The sequence below is a fragment of the Microbacterium resistens genome, from assembly GCF_021172025.1.
Lineage (GTDB): Bacteria > Actinomycetota > Actinomycetes > Actinomycetales > Microbacteriaceae > Microbacterium > Microbacterium resistens.
On record NZ_CP082781.1, the window covers coordinates 816,182 to 830,199 of the forward strand.

Sequence of the window (14,018 nt, forward strand, 5' to 3'; positions counted from 1 at the left end):
CATGACGACCCTCACGATGGGCAAGGCCCTCGGCGCTGCGCTGCGCCGTTCCCTCCAGGACGACGAGAAGGTGGTGCTGCTCGGAGAGGACATCGGAAAGCTCGGCGGCGTCTTCCGGATCACGGACGGCCTGCTCGCGGAGTTCGGTGCCCGACGGGTGATCGATACCCCGCTGGCCGAGTCCGGCATCGTCGGGACGGCCGTGGGGCTGGCCATGCGCGGCTACCGCCCGGTCGTGGAGATCCAGTTCGACGGGTTCGTCTATCCCGCGTTCGACCAGATCGTGTCCCAGGTGGCGAAGCTGCACTACCGCACCCAGGGGCGGGTGCCGATGCCGATCACGATCCGCATCCCGTGGGGCGGCGGCATCGGCGCGGCCGAGCACCACTCCGAGTCTCCGGAGGCCTACTTCGTGCACACGGCAGGGCTCCGGGTCGTGGCGGTCTCTAACCCGCAGGACGCGTACGTCTGTCTGCGTCAGGCGATCGCGAGCGACGATCCCGTGATCTTCTTCGAGCCCAAGCGGCTGTACCACGCCAAGGGCGAGGTCGACGAGGAGACCCCGCTCGCCGACGCCGCGCCGATGGGGCTCGCGCGTGTCGTGCGCCCCGGCGCGGATGCGACCGTGATCACGTATGGGGCCATGGTCGGCACGGCCCTGGCCGCCGCGGAGGCGGCAGAGGACGAGGGACGCTCGCTCGAGGTGATCGATCTTCGCTCGCTGTCTCCGGTGGACTACGACACCGTCTGCGCGTCGGTGCGCCGGACCGGCCGAGTCGTCGTCGCCCACGAGGCATCCCGGGAGGCGGGGGTGGCCGCCGAGGTGATCGCGAGCATCACGGAGAAGTGCTTCACCTGGCTGGAGGCGCCGCCGCTGCGGGTGACGGGTCACGACATCCCGTACCCGCCCGCCAAGCTGGAAAAGCACCACCTCCCGGACCTCGACCGCATTCTCGACGCCGTCGACCGCGTCCTCGGCGACGACGCGCTCGCGCCGGGAGCGGGGCTCGGCCGCAAGGACGACGCGCGTCCGGTGACAGGAGCAGAGCGATGACCCAGGAGTTCCGTCTTCCCGATCTCGGCGAGGGGCTGACCGAGGCCGAGGTGGTCCAGTGGCTGGTCGCCGAGGGCGACTCGGTCGCCCTCAACCAGACGCTCGCCGAGGTGGAGACCGCGAAGGCGGTGGTGGAGCTGCCGTCGCCGTACGAGGGCACGGTCACGGCGCTGCATGCGGCGGCGGGGGACACCGTCGCCGTCGGAGCGCCTCTGATCGCCTTCCGCCTGCCCGGCGAGGAGGACGAGGACCCCGCTCCGCCGGCGGACGCAGTGAGCCCCGCGTCGGCGACGGCCGGTTCGTCCGGATCGGAGGAGGCGGACGACCAGGGCCCGGAGGCCGAACGGGACGCCGGGGAGACGGCGCAGCCCAACCTCGTCGGCTACGGCGCCGCCCCTGCGGCGGCGGGGAGACCGGCGCGCCGCGCCCGACGCACGGTCACGGCCGCCCGGACAGCGGACACGACGGTGCTGGAGGCGGCGCCCCACGACGCGGTGGTCTCCGAGGCGCCGTCGCACACGACGGTCGAACGGCCGCGATCGACGCCGCCCGTGCGCGCGTACGCGAAGGCCCAGGGAGTGGACCTCGCCCTTCTCGCCGCGACGGTGGGGGACCGGGTGATCACGCGCGCGGACGTGGACGAGTACCTCGGCACGGTATCCACGCGTGAGGAGGAGATGTCCGCCCGCGAGGGGAAGGTCTCCGGTCTCCGCTCGGGCGGGTACGACGACGGCGCGGCGCGCGTCACCCGGACGCCGGTCCGAGGGGTGCGCAAGCGCACGGCGGAGGCCATGGTGGCGAGCGCGTTCACCGCCCCGCACGTCACGACCTTCCACACCGTCGACGTCACCGCGACGATGGAATTCATCGCGGCGCTGCGCGAGGACCGGACTCTCGACGGAGTGCGGATCGGCCCGCTGGCCGTGGTGGCGAAGGCCGCGTGCCTGGCACTGTCCCGGTTCCCGGGCCTGAACTCCTCCTGGGACCAGGAAGCCGGCGAGATCGTGGAGCACCACTTCGTCGACCTGGGCATCGCCGCCGCCACGGATCGCGGGCTCATCGTGCCCGTGATCCGCGACGCGGAACGGCTGTCTCTCCCTGACCTCGCACAGGCGCTCAGCGCGCTCACGGCGACGGCACGCAGCGGGAAGACCCCGCCGGCGGACCTGCTCGGCGGCACCTTCTCCCTCACGAACATCGGCGTGTTCGGCGTGGATGCGGGGACGCCGATCCTGCCGCCGGGGCAGACGGGGATCCTCGCCTGCGGCGCCGTGCGCCGACTGCCGTGGGAGCACCGCGGCGAGGTGGCGCTCCGTCAGGTCATGACGCTGAGCCTGTCGTTCGACCATCGCGTCGTCGACGGCGCCGAGGGAGCGCAGTTTCTCAAGACGGTGGCGGATCTGCTGGAGAATCCCGCGCGGGCGATGCTGCTGGCGTGACCGGGGCCTGGCCCGTCGCGTCGCGGCGGGCCAGGCTCCTCGCCGCGCTCAGCGTCGGGAAAGACCCAGGACGCGTCGGGTGAGACGGCGCTCGCGGAGGATGAACGCGCTCCCGATGAGCCAGAGCGGCACCTGGGTGAGGAACGCCCAGCGGAACGCGTCGAGCGAGTAGCTTCCGGGAGTGCCCGATCCCTGGAGGTCCAGTGCCAGCCCGATGAGGAAGATCGCCACGAGCGCGGCGAGGAAGCCTCCGCCGTTGACGATCCCCGTCGCAGTGCTGAGCCGGTGCTGCGGGTTGTGCGTGCGCGCGTGGTCGAAGGCGACCATCGACGCCGGGCCGCCCGAGGCGAGCGCGACGGCGAGGACGACGAGCAGCCAGATCGGCGCGGGCCCCGGCCATGCGATCACCGCCACCCAGGCGGCGAGCTGGACCGCGACGGTCGGCAGGACGAGACCGAGCGAGCGGCTCGTGGGACGCCGCGCCGAGAGCGCGCCGATGAGGGGACCGAACAGGACACCGCACACGACGTAGACGGTGGTTACGAGCGAGGCGCCGGCGGTGCTCAGCCCCTGGCCGGCGGTGAGGAACGGGATCCCCCAGAGCATCATGAAGGCCGTGCCGGCGAACGGGGTGGTGAAATGCGTCCAGAACCCGAGCCGGGTTCCTGGATGGGACCAGGCGGCCCGCAGCGACACGCGCAGGTCCGCGCGAGAAGTCACGACGCGGATCGCCCCGGTGTCGGTGTTCACCGACACGTCCGCGGCGAACTCCGGGGGACGGTTGCGGATGACTGCGAACACGAGGACCGCGAACAGGACGCCGATCCCGGCGAGGCTGCCGAACGCGACCGACCAGCTCGTGGCGTGCAGCAGGGCTGCCATGGGGACGAGGGCCAGGAGCTGCCCGAACTGGCCGACGATCCCGGTGAGCTGCGCCATGAGCGGGCCCCGCTGCGCCGGGAACCAGGTCGCGACCACACGCAGCACCCCGGGGAAGATCGCCGCGTCGCCGGCCCCGAGGAGCATCCGCGCCACGATGGCGATGCCGACGTTCGGCGCGAACGCCATGACGAGCTGCCCGGCCGCCATGAGCACCATTCCCGCCACCATGACGGGGCGAGAGCCGTAGCGGTCCAGCAGGATGCCCACCGGCACCTGCATGAGGCCGTAGACGGCGAGCTGGAGGACGGCGAAGAGCGAGAGCGTGGAAGCGTCCGCCTGGAAGATCTGCGCGGCGTCCACGCCGACCGCGGACAGCGAGGTGCGGTTCGTCACCGACAGCAGATAGGCGGTGACGCCGACCGACCAGATCAGCCACATCCGACCGGTGTCCCAGCGCCCGACGGCGACGGGGGCGGTGGTCACAGCGGGCTCCTCAGAGGGCGGGCGGGATGGGATCCCAGCCTACTCCCGGCTGCGTCCGTCGCCGTGTCCGACCGCTCTCACCGGGACGGCGCCAGCAGCGCGGCCGTCGCCATCGCGCGGAGGACGTGCGCGGTCTCCGCGGAGGCGCGCTCGGCGGCGCGGGTGCTGTGCGGAGTCGAGTTGATGAGCCCGAAGCACGCCTGCACCCGCAGCCGCAGCTGGTCCGCGCCGGCGTCGAGCAGCGCGGCGAGCGTCTCCTGCCACAGGTCGATGTACGCGCGCTGGAGGCGGCGGACGCGGCGGAGATCCTCGTCGCCGAGGTGGGTGACGTCACGGTCCTGGACACGGATGACGTCGGGATGGCTCAGGGCGAAGTCGACGTGGAAGCGGATCAGGGCGTCCATGCGCTCCGCGGGCGCGTCGCCGGAGGATGCGACGGCGCGGCCGCCCGCGACCAGGTCTTCGCTGACCTCGACGAGCACGGCGCCGAGAAGCGCCTGCTTTCCGGCGAAGTGGCGGTAGACGGCGGGGCCGCTCACTCCCGCGGCCGACCCGATGTCCTCCAGGCTGACGCCGGCATAGCCGCGACGGGCGAACTGCTCCGAGGCCGCGTGGAGCAGAGCGGCACGCCGGCTCTGTTTGGCGCGGTCGCGGGCCGTCGCCGACTCCTGCGTCGGGACCGGCGGGGTCCTTGTCATGTCAGTTAATCCTCGCTAACCTGGATCCGTTGGTTAATGAACACTAACCGGTTTCCCGCTCCGGCACCACGCACGCGTCGTGTCCGCGCGGGGTCGATGGTCGTGGGTCGAGGAGGACGACACGATGGCGAGCGGACGGCCGAGCCGATGACGGACACGATCACGCAGCGCACGCTGGGGGCGTCCCTTCGAGAGCGCATCGCCCGCGCCGCCGACGGCGGTCCCGAGCACGCCAGGGAGCGTCACGTCGCCCGGGGCAAGCTCCTTCCGCGGGAACGCGTGCGACGCCTGCTGGACGAGGGCAGCCCGTTCCTGGAGGTGGCTCCGCTGGCCGCCGAAGGCATGTACGACGGCGAGGCACCCGGTGCCGGGCTGATCACCGGGATCGGCCTCGTGCACGGCCGGGCCGTGATGGTCATCTGCAACGACGCCACGGTCAAGGGCGGCACGTACTTCCCGCTCACCGTGAAGAAGCACCTGCGCGCGCAGGAGATCGCCGCGGAGAACCGTCTGCCGTGCATCGCGCTGGTGGACTCGGGCGGCGCGTTCCTGCCGATGCAGGACGAGGTCTTCCCCGATCGCGACCACTTCGGGCGCATCTTCTACAACCAGGCCCGGATGTCCGCGGAGGGCGTGCCGCAGATCGCCGCGGTGCTGGGCTCGTGCACGGCCGGAGGCGCGTACGTCCCGGCCATGAGCGACGAGACGGTGATCGTCCGGAACCAGGGGACGATCTTCCTGGGCGGGCCGCCCCTGGTGAAGGCCGCCATCGGGGAGGTCGTCACCGCCGAGGAGCTCGGCGGCGGCGAGCTTCACGCGCGGACCTCGGGCGTCGTCGATCACCTGGCCGAGGACGACGAGCACGCGCTGGAGATCGTCCGCGACATCGTCGCCACCCTTCCGCCGCCGCGCACCCCCGCGTGGGAGGTCCTGCCGTCGGTCGACCCCGCCGAGTCCTCGTCGCTGTATGACGTCGTCCCGGTGGACGTGAACGAGCCCTACGACGTGCACGAGGTGATCGTCCGGCTCGTCGACGCGGGGTCGTTCACGGAGTTCAAGCCGGACTACGGCACGACCCTCGTCACCGGGTTCGCGCGTCTGCACGGTCACCCGGTGGGGATCGTCGCGAACAACGGCGTGCTCTTCTCCGAGTCGGCGCTCAAAGGCGCGCACTTCATCGAGCTGTGCGATCAGCGAGGGATCCCGCTGCTGTTCCTGCAGAACATCACCGGGTTCATGGTGGGCCGGGACGCGGAGGCGGGCGGCATCGCCAAGGACGGAGCGAAGATGGTGACGGCCGTCGCCACGACCCGGGTGCCCAAGCTCACCGTCGTGATCGGCGGCTCGTTCGGCGCGGGCAACTACTCCATGTGCGGCCGGGCGTACTCGCCGCGGTTCCTCTGGACGTGGCCGGCCAGCCGCATCTCCGTGATGGGCGGGCCGCAGGCCGCCTCCGTGCTCGCGACGGTCAAGGAGGAGCAGCTCGTGGCCCGCGGAGAGGCGTGGACCCCCGAGGAGCGCGAGGCGTTCGAGGAGCCGATCCGTGCGCGCTACGACGCACAGGGCGAGCCCTACTACGCCACCGCCCGGCTCTGGGACGACGGCGTCGTGGACCCCGAGCAGACGCGCGATCTCCTCGGCCTTGCGCTCGACGTCGTCTCCCGTGCCCCACTGCCCGAGACCCGTTTCGGCCTCTTCCGGATGTGATGCCATGACCGCTTCAGCCCCATCGCGCTCCGAGGGCGTCGCGCCCCTGTTCGACACGGTCCTCGTGGCCAACCGCGGCGAGATCGCCCGCCGCGTCATCCGGACGCTGCGCCGTCTCGGGATCCGCAGCGTCGCGGTCCATTCCGACGCCGACGCGTCGGCGGCGCACGTCCGCGAGGCGGACGAGTCCGTGCGGATCGGACCGCCGCCCGCCGCGGAGTCATATCTGGACATCGACGCGGTGATCGCCGCCGCGCTGGCCACGGGCGCCCAGGCCGTGCACCCCGGATACGGCTTCCTGTCCGAGAACCCCGCCTTCGCCGAGGCGTGCGCGGCGGCCGGCCTGGTCCTCGTGGGGCCGGGGCCACAGGCGCTCGTGGTCATGGCGGACAAGATCCGCGCCCGGGAGCACGTCGCTGCGCACGGGGTCCCGATCGTGCCCGGCTTCAGCGCCGCGGGCATGTCGGACGAGGAGGTCGCCGCGGCCGCCGACGCCGCGGGCTACCCGCTGCTCGTCAAGCCCTCGGCCGGCGGCGGCGGGAAGGGCATGCAGGTGGTCCGGAACCCCGCGGAGCTGGCTGAGGCCCTCGCGACGGCGCGCCGCGTTGCGCGGGCGAGTTTCGGGGACGACACCCTCCTGCTGGAACGGCTCATCGATCGGCCGCGGCACATCGAGGTGCAGATCCTGTCCGACGCGCACGGCCGGACGATCCACCTGGGCGAGCGCGAGTGCACCCTCCAGCGGCGGCACCAGAAGGTCGTCGAGGAGGCGCCGTCCCCGATCGTCGACCCGGGAACGCGGGAGCGGCTGGGCGCGGCGGCGATCGCGACCGCCGCGTCCGTCGACTACCGCGGCGCGGGCACGGTGGAGTTCCTCGTCTCCGCGGAACGGCCGGACGAGTTCTTCTTCATCGAGATGAACACCAGGCTCCAGGTCGAGCATCCGGTGACCGAGCTCGTCACCGGGATCGACCTCGTCGAGCAGCAACTGCGGATCGCGGCGGGGGAGTCGCTGCAGATCGCGCAGGAGGACGTGCGCCTCGAGGGCCATGCCATCGAGGCGCGCGTCTACGCGGAGGCTCCCGCGCGCGGCTTCCTGCCCGCCGCCGGCGAGGTGCTGGCGTGGGCGGAAGCGCCCGGCGTGCGGACGGACTCCGCCGTGGAGACCGGCAGCGTGGTCTCCGCCGACTACGACCCGATGATCGCCAAGGTGATCGCGGTCGGACCGGACCGGGACGAGGCGCTGCGTCGCCTGGACGCCGCCCTGGCGCGGACCGTGCTCCTCGGCGTCGAATCGAACATCGCGTTCCTGCGCACGCTGCTCGCTCAGGACGAGGTGCGCCGCGGCGATCTCGACACCGGCCTCATCGATCGGCTCCCGCCGTTCGCCGACCCGGCGCCGTCGTCCGCGGCGCTGCGGGCCGCTGCACGCACCGCGGGGGCGGAGCCGGAGCGAGAGCCGGGATCCGCGCACGCCTCGCCGCCATGGACGACGCGGAGAGGATGGCGCCTGGGAGCGGATCCGGTGCCCGGCGAGATGCGTTTCCTCTGGGGCGACGCGCTCCTGACCGCCGAGGTCGCCCCGGACGAGGACGACGAGCTCGTCACGGTGCCGACCGCGCGCGCCGAGGACGGCACGGTGTGGGTGCACGCGGACGGCGTGGCCACCGCTCTCACCCCCATCGGCCGACGAGCGGCATCAGAGCGCCGACGGGCGGAGCGCCGCGGCGACGTCGCTGCCAGGGCGCCGGAGATGCGGGCGCCCATGCCGGGCGCGGTGGTGGCCGTGCACGCACCGGACGGGTCGGCGGTCGCCGCCGGCGACCGGATCCTCTCGATCGAGGCGATGAAGATGGAGCACCCCGTCCTCGCGCCCCGGGACGGCATCGTCCGCGTGTCGGTGTCCGTCGGAGACCAGGTGCGTCGCGACCAGATCGTCGCGCGCATCGAGCAGACCCCATCCCACGAGGAGGACGACGATGACCGGTGAGGGACTGTCGGAGACGATGGCGCTCGAGATGAGCGAGGAGGAGCGTGAGCTCGCGGGCATGGTGCGGGAGTTCGCCGAGACCGTGGTGGCCCCGCGGTCCTACGAAGCCGACCGCGCGCATGAGCTGCCGATGGACGTGGTCGCCCAGATGGGGGAGATGGGCCTCTTCGGACTGCCGTTCCCCGAGGACGTCGGCGGTCAGGGCGGCGACTACTTCGCGCTGTGCCTGGCCATCGAAGCGCTCGGGCGCGTGGATCAGTCCATCGCCATCACTCTGGAGGCGGGCGTCAGCCTCGGGGCGATGCCCGTGTACCGGTTCGGCTCCGCCGCGCAGCAGGAGGAGCACCTGCCGGACCTGCTGGCAGGGAAGGCCTTGGCGGGGTTCGGGCTGACCGAGCCGGAGGCCGGCAGCGACGCCGGCGCCACTCGGACGACCGCGCGGCTCGACGGCGACGAGTGGGTGATCGACGGCACCAAGCAGTTCATCACGAACTCGGGCACCCCGATCACCCGATTCGTGACCGTGACGGCGGTCACCGGGCAGAGCGAGGCGGACGGCCGGGTCCGCAAGGAGATCTCCACGATCATCGTTCCCAACGGCACGCCGGGCTTCACGGTGCAGCCCGCGTACGACAAGGTCGGCTGGAACGCCTCCGACACCCACCCGCTGACCTTCGACGCCGTGCGGGTGCCCGCCTCGAACCTGCTCGGAGAGCGCGGGCGCGGCTTCGCGAACTTCCTCAGCATCCTCGACGAGGGCCGGATCGCGATCGCCGCCCTGGCGACGGGAGCGGCCGAGGGCTGCCTGGAGGCGGCCGTGGACTACGCCAAGAGCCGGACCGTCTTCGGCTCCTCGCTGAGCACGCGTCAGAACGCCCAGTTCACGCTGGCGCGGATGCGCGCCCGCGTGCACACGGCGCGGCTGGCGTGGCATCACGCCGCCCGGCTCCGAGACGCCGGACGACCGTTCGCGGAGCAGTCCGCGATCGCGAAGCTCGTCGCCGGGGAGGCCGCGATGGACAACGCGCGCGATGCGACCCAGATCTTCGGGGGGAACGGGTTCATGAACGAGTATCCCGTCGCCCGGCACTACCGCGATTCGAAGATCCTCGAGATCGGCGAGGGGACGACCGAGGTGCAGCTGCTCGTGATCGCGCGGGCGCTGGGGCTGGCCGGGTAGCGTGACGGACATGACCGAGGAGGCGGGATCCGGGACGCAGGACATCGTCCAGCGCGGGCTGTACTTCGAGGAGTTCGTCGTGGGCGCGCGCTACCTGCACCGGCCGGGACGGACCGCGACGGAAGCCGACAACGTCCTGTTCACGACGCTCACGATGAACACGCAGGCCCTGCATCTGGACGCCGCGTTCGCGGCCGCGCAGGAGCCGTTCGGCCAGCGGCTGATGAACTCGATGTGGACGCTCTCGACGATGGTCGGGGCCTCGGTCGCCCAACTGACGCAGGGGACGTTGGTGGCCCAGCTCGGGCTCGGGGAGATCGCCTTCCCCCATCCGCTGTTCGCGGGGGACACGCTCTACACGGAGAGCGTGGTGACGGACAAGCGCCTCTCCGCGTCGCGGGCGGGCCAGGGGATCTGCACGATCGCGCACACGGGCCGGAACCAGGACGGGGTCGTCGTGGCGACGGCGTCGCGCACCGTCCTCGTGCGCTGCGCCGGGGCGGAGGAGCGATGAAGACGCTCGATTTGGGGCCCGCGCTGCTGTTCTGCCCGGCGGATCGCCCGGAGCGGTTCGCCGGCGCGCGGGAGAAGGCGGATGCCGTGATCCTCGATCTCGAGGACGCGGTGCTGCCCGAGGCCAAGGCGCAGGCGCGGCGGAACATCGCGTCCGCGGTGCAGGAGGCGGATCGGGTGATCGTGCGCGTGAACGCGCCCGGAACGGCGGACTTCGCCGAGGACCTCGCGATGCTCGCGGACACGCCCGTGCGCACGGTGATGGTCGCGAAGGCGGAGGATCCGGCGGCCCTGGACGCGCTCGGCGACCGGGATCTCATCGCGCTGTGCGAGACCGCGCGAGGCGTCGTCCGCGCGGCCGAGCTCGCGTCCCATCCGCGCGTCGCCGCCCTGATGTGGGGCGCGGAGGACCTTGTCGCCTCGCTCGGCGGCACCTCGAGCCGCAGGGCGGACGGACGCTATCGCGACGTCGCCCGTGAGGCGCGCTCCCGCGTGCTCCTGGCGGCCGGCGCGCACGGGGCGGCGGCGATCGACGCCGTCCACCTGGACATCGCGGACGACGAGGGGCTGGCCCGCGAGGCCGAGGATGCAGCCGCCTCGGGCTTCCGAGCCACCGCGTGCATCCACCCACGCCAGGTGCCGGTGATCCGGGCGGCATACCGGCCCGACGAGGAGACGGTCGCATGGGCGCGGGCGGTGCTCGCGGAGGCGGCGGATCAGCGCGGCGTCTTTCGGTTCCAGGGTCGGATGGTCGACGAACCGGTGCTGCGTCACGCCCGGTCCGTGCTCGCCCGGATCTGAGCATCTGAGCGGAACGGACCCCGCGATCAGAGAGGTGCGGAGACGCCCACTTCGGTGAGCAGACGGATGCCGCCGCGCTCGGCGACGAACCGGTGGACCGAGGCGTTGCTGAGCAGGTCCCCGTCCCTCGGGAGGGTGCCGCCAGAGGCGTGCAGGAGCAACGCCCGGATGACCCCTCCGTGCGTGGCGACGAGGACGGACTCGGCGCGCGGGGCGGAGCGCTGGCGCGCGGCGCGGGCGATCCGTTCCAGCGAGCGCAGCGCCCGTTCAGTGACCTGTTCCAGCGTCTCCGCGCCCGGGACCTCGCCGTGCCAGGATCCGTACTTCTCGAGAAAGTCCGCGACGAGGAGTCCTTCGCCGTCGCCGAACTCGCGCTCCCGCATCCCGCGGGTCGTGAGCGGCGCCGGCAGCCCCAGGTGCGCCGCGATGATGGCCGCCGTCTCGTGGGCGCGCACGAGCGGGCTCGCGTACACGTGGTCGAACCGTTCACCCCGCAGCATCGCCGCCGCGTCGGCGGCCTGGGCGCGCCCCGTCTCGTTCAGGGGGATGTCGGTGGATCCTTGGATCCGGCGCGCCAGGTTCCAGTCGGTCTGGCCGTGGCGGATGAGGGTCAGCAGGGTCACGTGAGCAGCTCCTGAAGGGCGGGCAGGGCCTCGCCGGTCCGCGCGACGACGGTCGCGTCGGCCCAGGCGTCGGCGCGGGTGGCTTCGAGGTTGACGATGACGAGGGGGAGCGCCCGGCGTCGGGCGCGTTCGATGATCCGGATCCCGGAGTTGACGACGAGCGAGGAGCCGGCGACCACGAGCGCCTCGCAGGAGGCGAGCAGCGACTCGGCGGTCCGGAAGCGCTCCCGCGGCACGAACTCGCCGAAGAAGACGACGTCCGGCTTCAGCATGCCGTCGCAGACGGTGCACGTCGGGAGGACGAACCCCTCGGTCGTGCGCGGCGAGACGTCTCCGTCCGGGTTCAGGACGACGTTCTCGGGCACGGAGAGCCAGGGGTTGCGCTGGTCGATCTGCGCGGCCACGGCGTCGCGCGCAAGATGCTGACCGCAGTTCAGGCAGACGACGCCGCGCATGGTGCCGTGCAGCTCCACGACCCGGGCGGAGCCGGCCTGCAGATGAAGCCCGTCGACGTTCTGAGTGACGACGCCCCCGGACAGGCCGAGCCGTTCCAGCTCGGCGATCGCACGATGGCCGGCGTTCGGCGAGACGGCGCGGAAGGAGCGCCAGCCGAGGTGCCCGCCGACCCAGTACCGGCGGCGTGCCGCGTCCGAGCCGAGGAAGTCCTGCAGGGTCATCGGCGCGCGCCGCGGCGGGGCGTCGACCCCGCGATAGGCGGGGATGCCCGATTCCGTGGAGATCCCGGCCCCGGTGAGGAAGGCGAGTCGACGGCTTCGGAGGACGTCGGCGGCGTCGCGCAGCTGCGCGCTCTGCGCCGCCGTCATCGTGGTCACGGATCCTCCCGCCCTCGAGTCTACGGCGAGCCGACGGAGCGGAGACCGGCGGACGACGACCCACGACCACGGGCACCGGGGTTCGATGGCACAGTTCGATGGCACAGTGGAAGCATGAATCTCGTGCCGGTCGACGACCCCGCCGACCCCCGGCTGGACGACTTCCGGGGGCTGACGGACGTCGCCCTGCGGCAGCGGAGCGAGCCCGAAGGCGGCCTGTACATCGCCGAGTCCGAGAAGGTGATCGCCCGGGCGATCGGCGCCGGCCACCGGCCGCGTGCGATTCTCACCCAGCGGCGATGGCTCCCCGGCATCGAGGCGCTGCTCGGAGCCGATGGGCGGACGCCGGTCTACCTCGTCCCCGACGAGGTGGCCGAAGGGGTCACGGGATACGCCGTGCATCGCGGCGCGCTGGCCTCGATGCACCGCCCCGCCCTGCCGTCGCTCGACGCGGTGCTGGCGACGGCGCGCACCGTGCTCGTCCTGGAGGACGTGCGGGATCACACGAACGTCGGGGCGGCCTTCCGGGCCGCTGCGGGTCTCGGAGCGGACGCGGTGCTCGTCTCGCCGCGATGCGGCGACCCGCTCTACCGGCGGAGCGTCCGCGTCAGCATGGGGACGGTGTTCCAGGTGCCGTGGACGCGCTTCGACTCCTGGGAGCAGCTGCGGGGCGGGCTCGACGGCATCGGTATGGGGCTCGCTGCCCTCGCCCTCGATGAGACCGCTGTGCCGCTGGACGTGTACGCCGCCTCCCGCCCGTCCCGGGTCGCGCTCGCCTTCGGCACGGAGGGTGACGGGCTGTCCCGATCCGCGATCGCCGCCGCGGACGCGGTCGTCACGATCCCGATGTCCGGCGGCGTCGATTCGCTGAACATCGCCTCGACGGCCGCCGTCGTCCTGTGGGCGCTCGGGCACCCGCCTGCGCCGCAACAGGGCGGCGGGATCAGTCCGGGCTGACGGGGGAGGCCACCGGGGCCGGCGCGGGACGCTTCGCCTCGATGTCGTCGCCGGAGGACTGGTGCCGCAGCCGCCGGAGGACCCAGGGGACGAGGTGCTCCCGTGCCCAGACCAGATCGCCCGCCCGGGCCTCGCGCCAGGTGCGCACCGGGAGCGGGTCGGGCTGCATGGCCTGGAGGTCGTTGGAGACGTTCAGCGCGCGCAGCACCATGCGCGCCACCTCGTGGTGCCCCAGGGCGTTCAGGTGCAGGCGGTCGTCGGCGAAGAACCGCGTGTCCTGGATCGCCTTGAGCCCCCACTGGTCGGCGACGATGCAGTCGTGGCGGTCGGCGATCGCGCGCACGTTCTCGTTGTAGATCGCGACCTTCCCGCGGAACGGGCGGAACACCGGGGTGAAGTCGGTGTCGATCCCGGTGAACAGGATCACGGCGGCGCCGGTGCGCGACAGCCGGGTCACGACGTCGTCGAGCTGGGCGGCGATCTCGTCCGGATCCGTCCGGGGACGGATCACGTCGTTCCCGCCCGCGCAGACGGAGATGAGGTCGGGGCTCAGCGCGATCGCGGGCTCGACCTGCTCGTCGCTGATCTGCGCGATGAGCTTGCCGCGCACCGCGAGGTTCGCGTAGGCGAAGTCGTCGACCTGCGACGAGAGCACCTCGGCGACGCGGTCCGCCCATCCCCGGTGACCGCCGGGGACGGAAGGGTCGGGGTCGCCGATCCCCTCGGTGAACGAGTCTCCGACGGCGACGAATCGACGCCACGGGTGAGGCGTCTCGTTCTCGACGAACGGGGTTCGGGGCGGTTCCTGCACGCTCATGCGCTGCCTCCAGGGGGATATCGGCACCGGGATCACCGGCC

Annotated in this window: 13 protein-coding genes; 8 read left to right on the top strand and 5 right to left on the bottom strand. The window is 72.5% G+C overall.

The window, feature by feature from the left end:
* The first annotated feature begins 1 nt into the window (after position 1).
* A complete protein-coding gene (locus K8F61_RS03880; protein ID WP_231820743.1) occupies positions 2-1,054 on the top strand; it encodes an alpha-ketoacid dehydrogenase subunit beta in 1,053 nt (350 codons plus the stop codon).
* A complete protein-coding gene (locus K8F61_RS03885; protein ID WP_231820744.1) occupies positions 1,051-2,493 on the top strand; it encodes a dihydrolipoamide acetyltransferase family protein in 1,443 nt (480 codons plus the stop codon). The genes K8F61_RS03880 and K8F61_RS03885 overlap by 4 nt, the downstream gene beginning before the upstream one ends.
* A 48-nt stretch (positions 2,494-2,541) precedes the next feature.
* On the opposite strand, the gene K8F61_RS03890 is transcribed toward K8F61_RS03885, so the two are convergent.
* Positions 2,542-3,813, bottom strand: a complete 1,272-nt coding sequence (locus K8F61_RS03890) for an MFS transporter (RefSeq protein WP_231821508.1) — start codon at positions 3,811-3,813, stop codon at positions 2,542-2,544.
* Positions 3,814-3,935: 122 nt separating this feature from the next.
* Positions 3,936-4,556 (bottom strand): TetR/AcrR family transcriptional regulator, encoded by a 621-nt coding sequence (locus K8F61_RS03895; protein ID WP_067246320.1) that lies wholly within the window; start codon positions 4,554-4,556, stop codon positions 3,936-3,938.
* Between the two features lie 147 nt (positions 4,557-4,703).
* Between K8F61_RS03895 and K8F61_RS03900 the strand changes: the two genes are divergently transcribed.
* The 5 genes from K8F61_RS03900 to K8F61_RS03920 are packed head-to-tail and all read left to right on the top strand — an operon-like array spanning position 4,704 to position 10,747.
* Positions 4,704-6,263, top strand: a complete 1,560-nt coding sequence (locus K8F61_RS03900; protein WP_231820745.1) for a carboxyl transferase domain-containing protein — start codon at positions 4,704-4,706, stop codon at positions 6,261-6,263.
* Between the two features lie 4 nt (positions 6,264-6,267).
* On the top strand, positions 6,268-8,253 hold the full coding sequence (locus K8F61_RS03905) for an ATP-binding protein (protein ID WP_231820746.1): 1,986 nt from the start codon (positions 6,268-6,270) through the stop codon (positions 8,251-8,253).
* On the top strand, positions 8,243-9,433 hold the full coding sequence (locus K8F61_RS03910) for an acyl-CoA dehydrogenase family protein (RefSeq protein WP_418888070.1): 1,191 nt from the start codon (positions 8,243-8,245) through the stop codon (positions 9,431-9,433). The genes K8F61_RS03905 and K8F61_RS03910 overlap by 11 nt, the downstream gene beginning before the upstream one ends.
* 10 nt (positions 9,434-9,443) lie before the next feature.
* Positions 9,444-9,947: a MaoC family dehydratase gene (locus K8F61_RS03915; protein WP_231820747.1), complete on the top strand. Its 504-nt coding sequence runs from the start codon at positions 9,444-9,446 to the stop codon at positions 9,945-9,947.
* The gene (locus K8F61_RS03920; RefSeq protein ID WP_231820748.1) at positions 9,944-10,747 is read left to right on the top strand and encodes an HpcH/HpaI aldolase/citrate lyase family protein; all 804 of its coding nucleotides are present in this window, start codon (positions 9,944-9,946) and stop codon (positions 10,745-10,747) included. The genes K8F61_RS03915 and K8F61_RS03920 overlap by 4 nt, the downstream gene beginning before the upstream one ends.
* Before the next feature lie 26 nt (positions 10,748-10,773).
* Here the strand turns inward: K8F61_RS03920 and K8F61_RS03925 are convergent, their stop codons facing one another.
* Both K8F61_RS03925 and K8F61_RS03930 read right to left on the bottom strand, forming a co-directional pair.
* Complete coding sequence (locus tag K8F61_RS03925; RefSeq protein ID WP_231820749.1) at positions 10,774-11,370, bottom strand: histidine phosphatase family protein; 597 nt, start codon at positions 11,368-11,370, stop codon at positions 10,774-10,776.
* Positions 11,367-12,194: a Sir2 family NAD-dependent protein deacetylase gene (locus K8F61_RS03930; RefSeq protein WP_231821510.1), complete on the bottom strand. Its 828-nt coding sequence runs from the start codon at positions 12,192-12,194 to the stop codon at positions 11,367-11,369. The genes K8F61_RS03925 and K8F61_RS03930 overlap by 4 nt, the downstream gene beginning before the upstream one ends.
* A gap of 123 nt (positions 12,195-12,317) precedes the next feature.
* Between K8F61_RS03930 and K8F61_RS03935 the strand changes: the two genes are divergently transcribed.
* Entirely contained in the window at positions 12,318-13,160 is an 843-nt protein-coding gene (locus K8F61_RS03935; protein ID WP_231820750.1) for a TrmH family RNA methyltransferase, read from the top strand.
* Here K8F61_RS03935 and K8F61_RS03940 read toward each other — a convergent pair.
* Positions 13,147-13,977 carry an SGNH/GDSL hydrolase family protein gene (locus K8F61_RS03940; RefSeq protein ID WP_219086802.1) on the bottom strand — a complete coding sequence of 277 codons (831 nt, stop codon included), beginning with the start codon at positions 13,975-13,977 and terminating at the stop codon, positions 13,147-13,149. The two genes, K8F61_RS03935 and K8F61_RS03940, sit on opposite strands and share 14 nt — an antisense overlap.
* Positions 13,978-14,018 lie beyond the last annotated feature (41 nt).

What these genes read in the sequence shown, in the direction of transcription:
- K8F61_RS03885 (WP_231820744.1), top strand. Translation starts at nt 1,051, where the DNA reads ATGACCCAGGAGTTCCGTCTTCCCGATCTCGGCGAGGGGCTGACCGAG.
- K8F61_RS03915 (WP_231820747.1), top strand. Translation starts at nt 9,444, where the DNA reads ATGACCGAGGAGGCGGGATCCGGGACGCAGGACATCGTCCAGCGCGGG.
- K8F61_RS03900 (WP_231820745.1), top strand. Translation starts at nt 4,704, where the DNA reads ATGACGGACACGATCACGCAGCGCACGCTGGGGGCGTCCCTTCGAGAG.
- K8F61_RS03920 (WP_231820748.1), top strand. Translation starts at nt 9,944, where the DNA reads ATGAAGACGCTCGATTTGGGGCCCGCGCTGCTGTTCTGCCCGGCGGAT.
- K8F61_RS03910 (WP_418888070.1), top strand. Translation starts at nt 8,243, where the DNA reads ATGACCGGTGAGGGACTGTCGGAGACGATGGCGCTCGAGATGAGCGAG.
- K8F61_RS03930 (WP_231821510.1), bottom strand. Translation starts at nt 12,194, where the DNA reads ATGACGGCGGCGCAGAGCGCGCAGCTGCGCGACGCCGCCGACGTCCTC.
- K8F61_RS03935 (WP_231820750.1), top strand. Translation starts at nt 12,318, where the DNA reads ATGAATCTCGTGCCGGTCGACGACCCCGCCGACCCCCGGCTGGACGAC.
- K8F61_RS03880 (WP_231820743.1), top strand. Translation starts at nt 2, where the DNA reads ATGACGACCCTCACGATGGGCAAGGCCCTCGGCGCTGCGCTGCGCCGT.
- K8F61_RS03905 (WP_231820746.1), top strand. Translation starts at nt 6,268, where the DNA reads ATGACCGCTTCAGCCCCATCGCGCTCCGAGGGCGTCGCGCCCCTGTTC.
- K8F61_RS03890 (WP_231821508.1), bottom strand. Translation starts at nt 3,813, where the DNA reads ATGTGGCTGATCTGGTCGGTCGGCGTCACCGCCTATCTGCTGTCGGTG.
- K8F61_RS03895 (WP_067246320.1), bottom strand. Translation starts at nt 4,556, where the DNA reads ATGACAAGGACCCCGCCGGTCCCGACGCAGGAGTCGGCGACGGCCCGC.
- K8F61_RS03940 (WP_219086802.1), bottom strand. Translation starts at nt 13,977, where the DNA reads ATGAGCGTGCAGGAACCGCCCCGAACCCCGTTCGTCGAGAACGAGACG.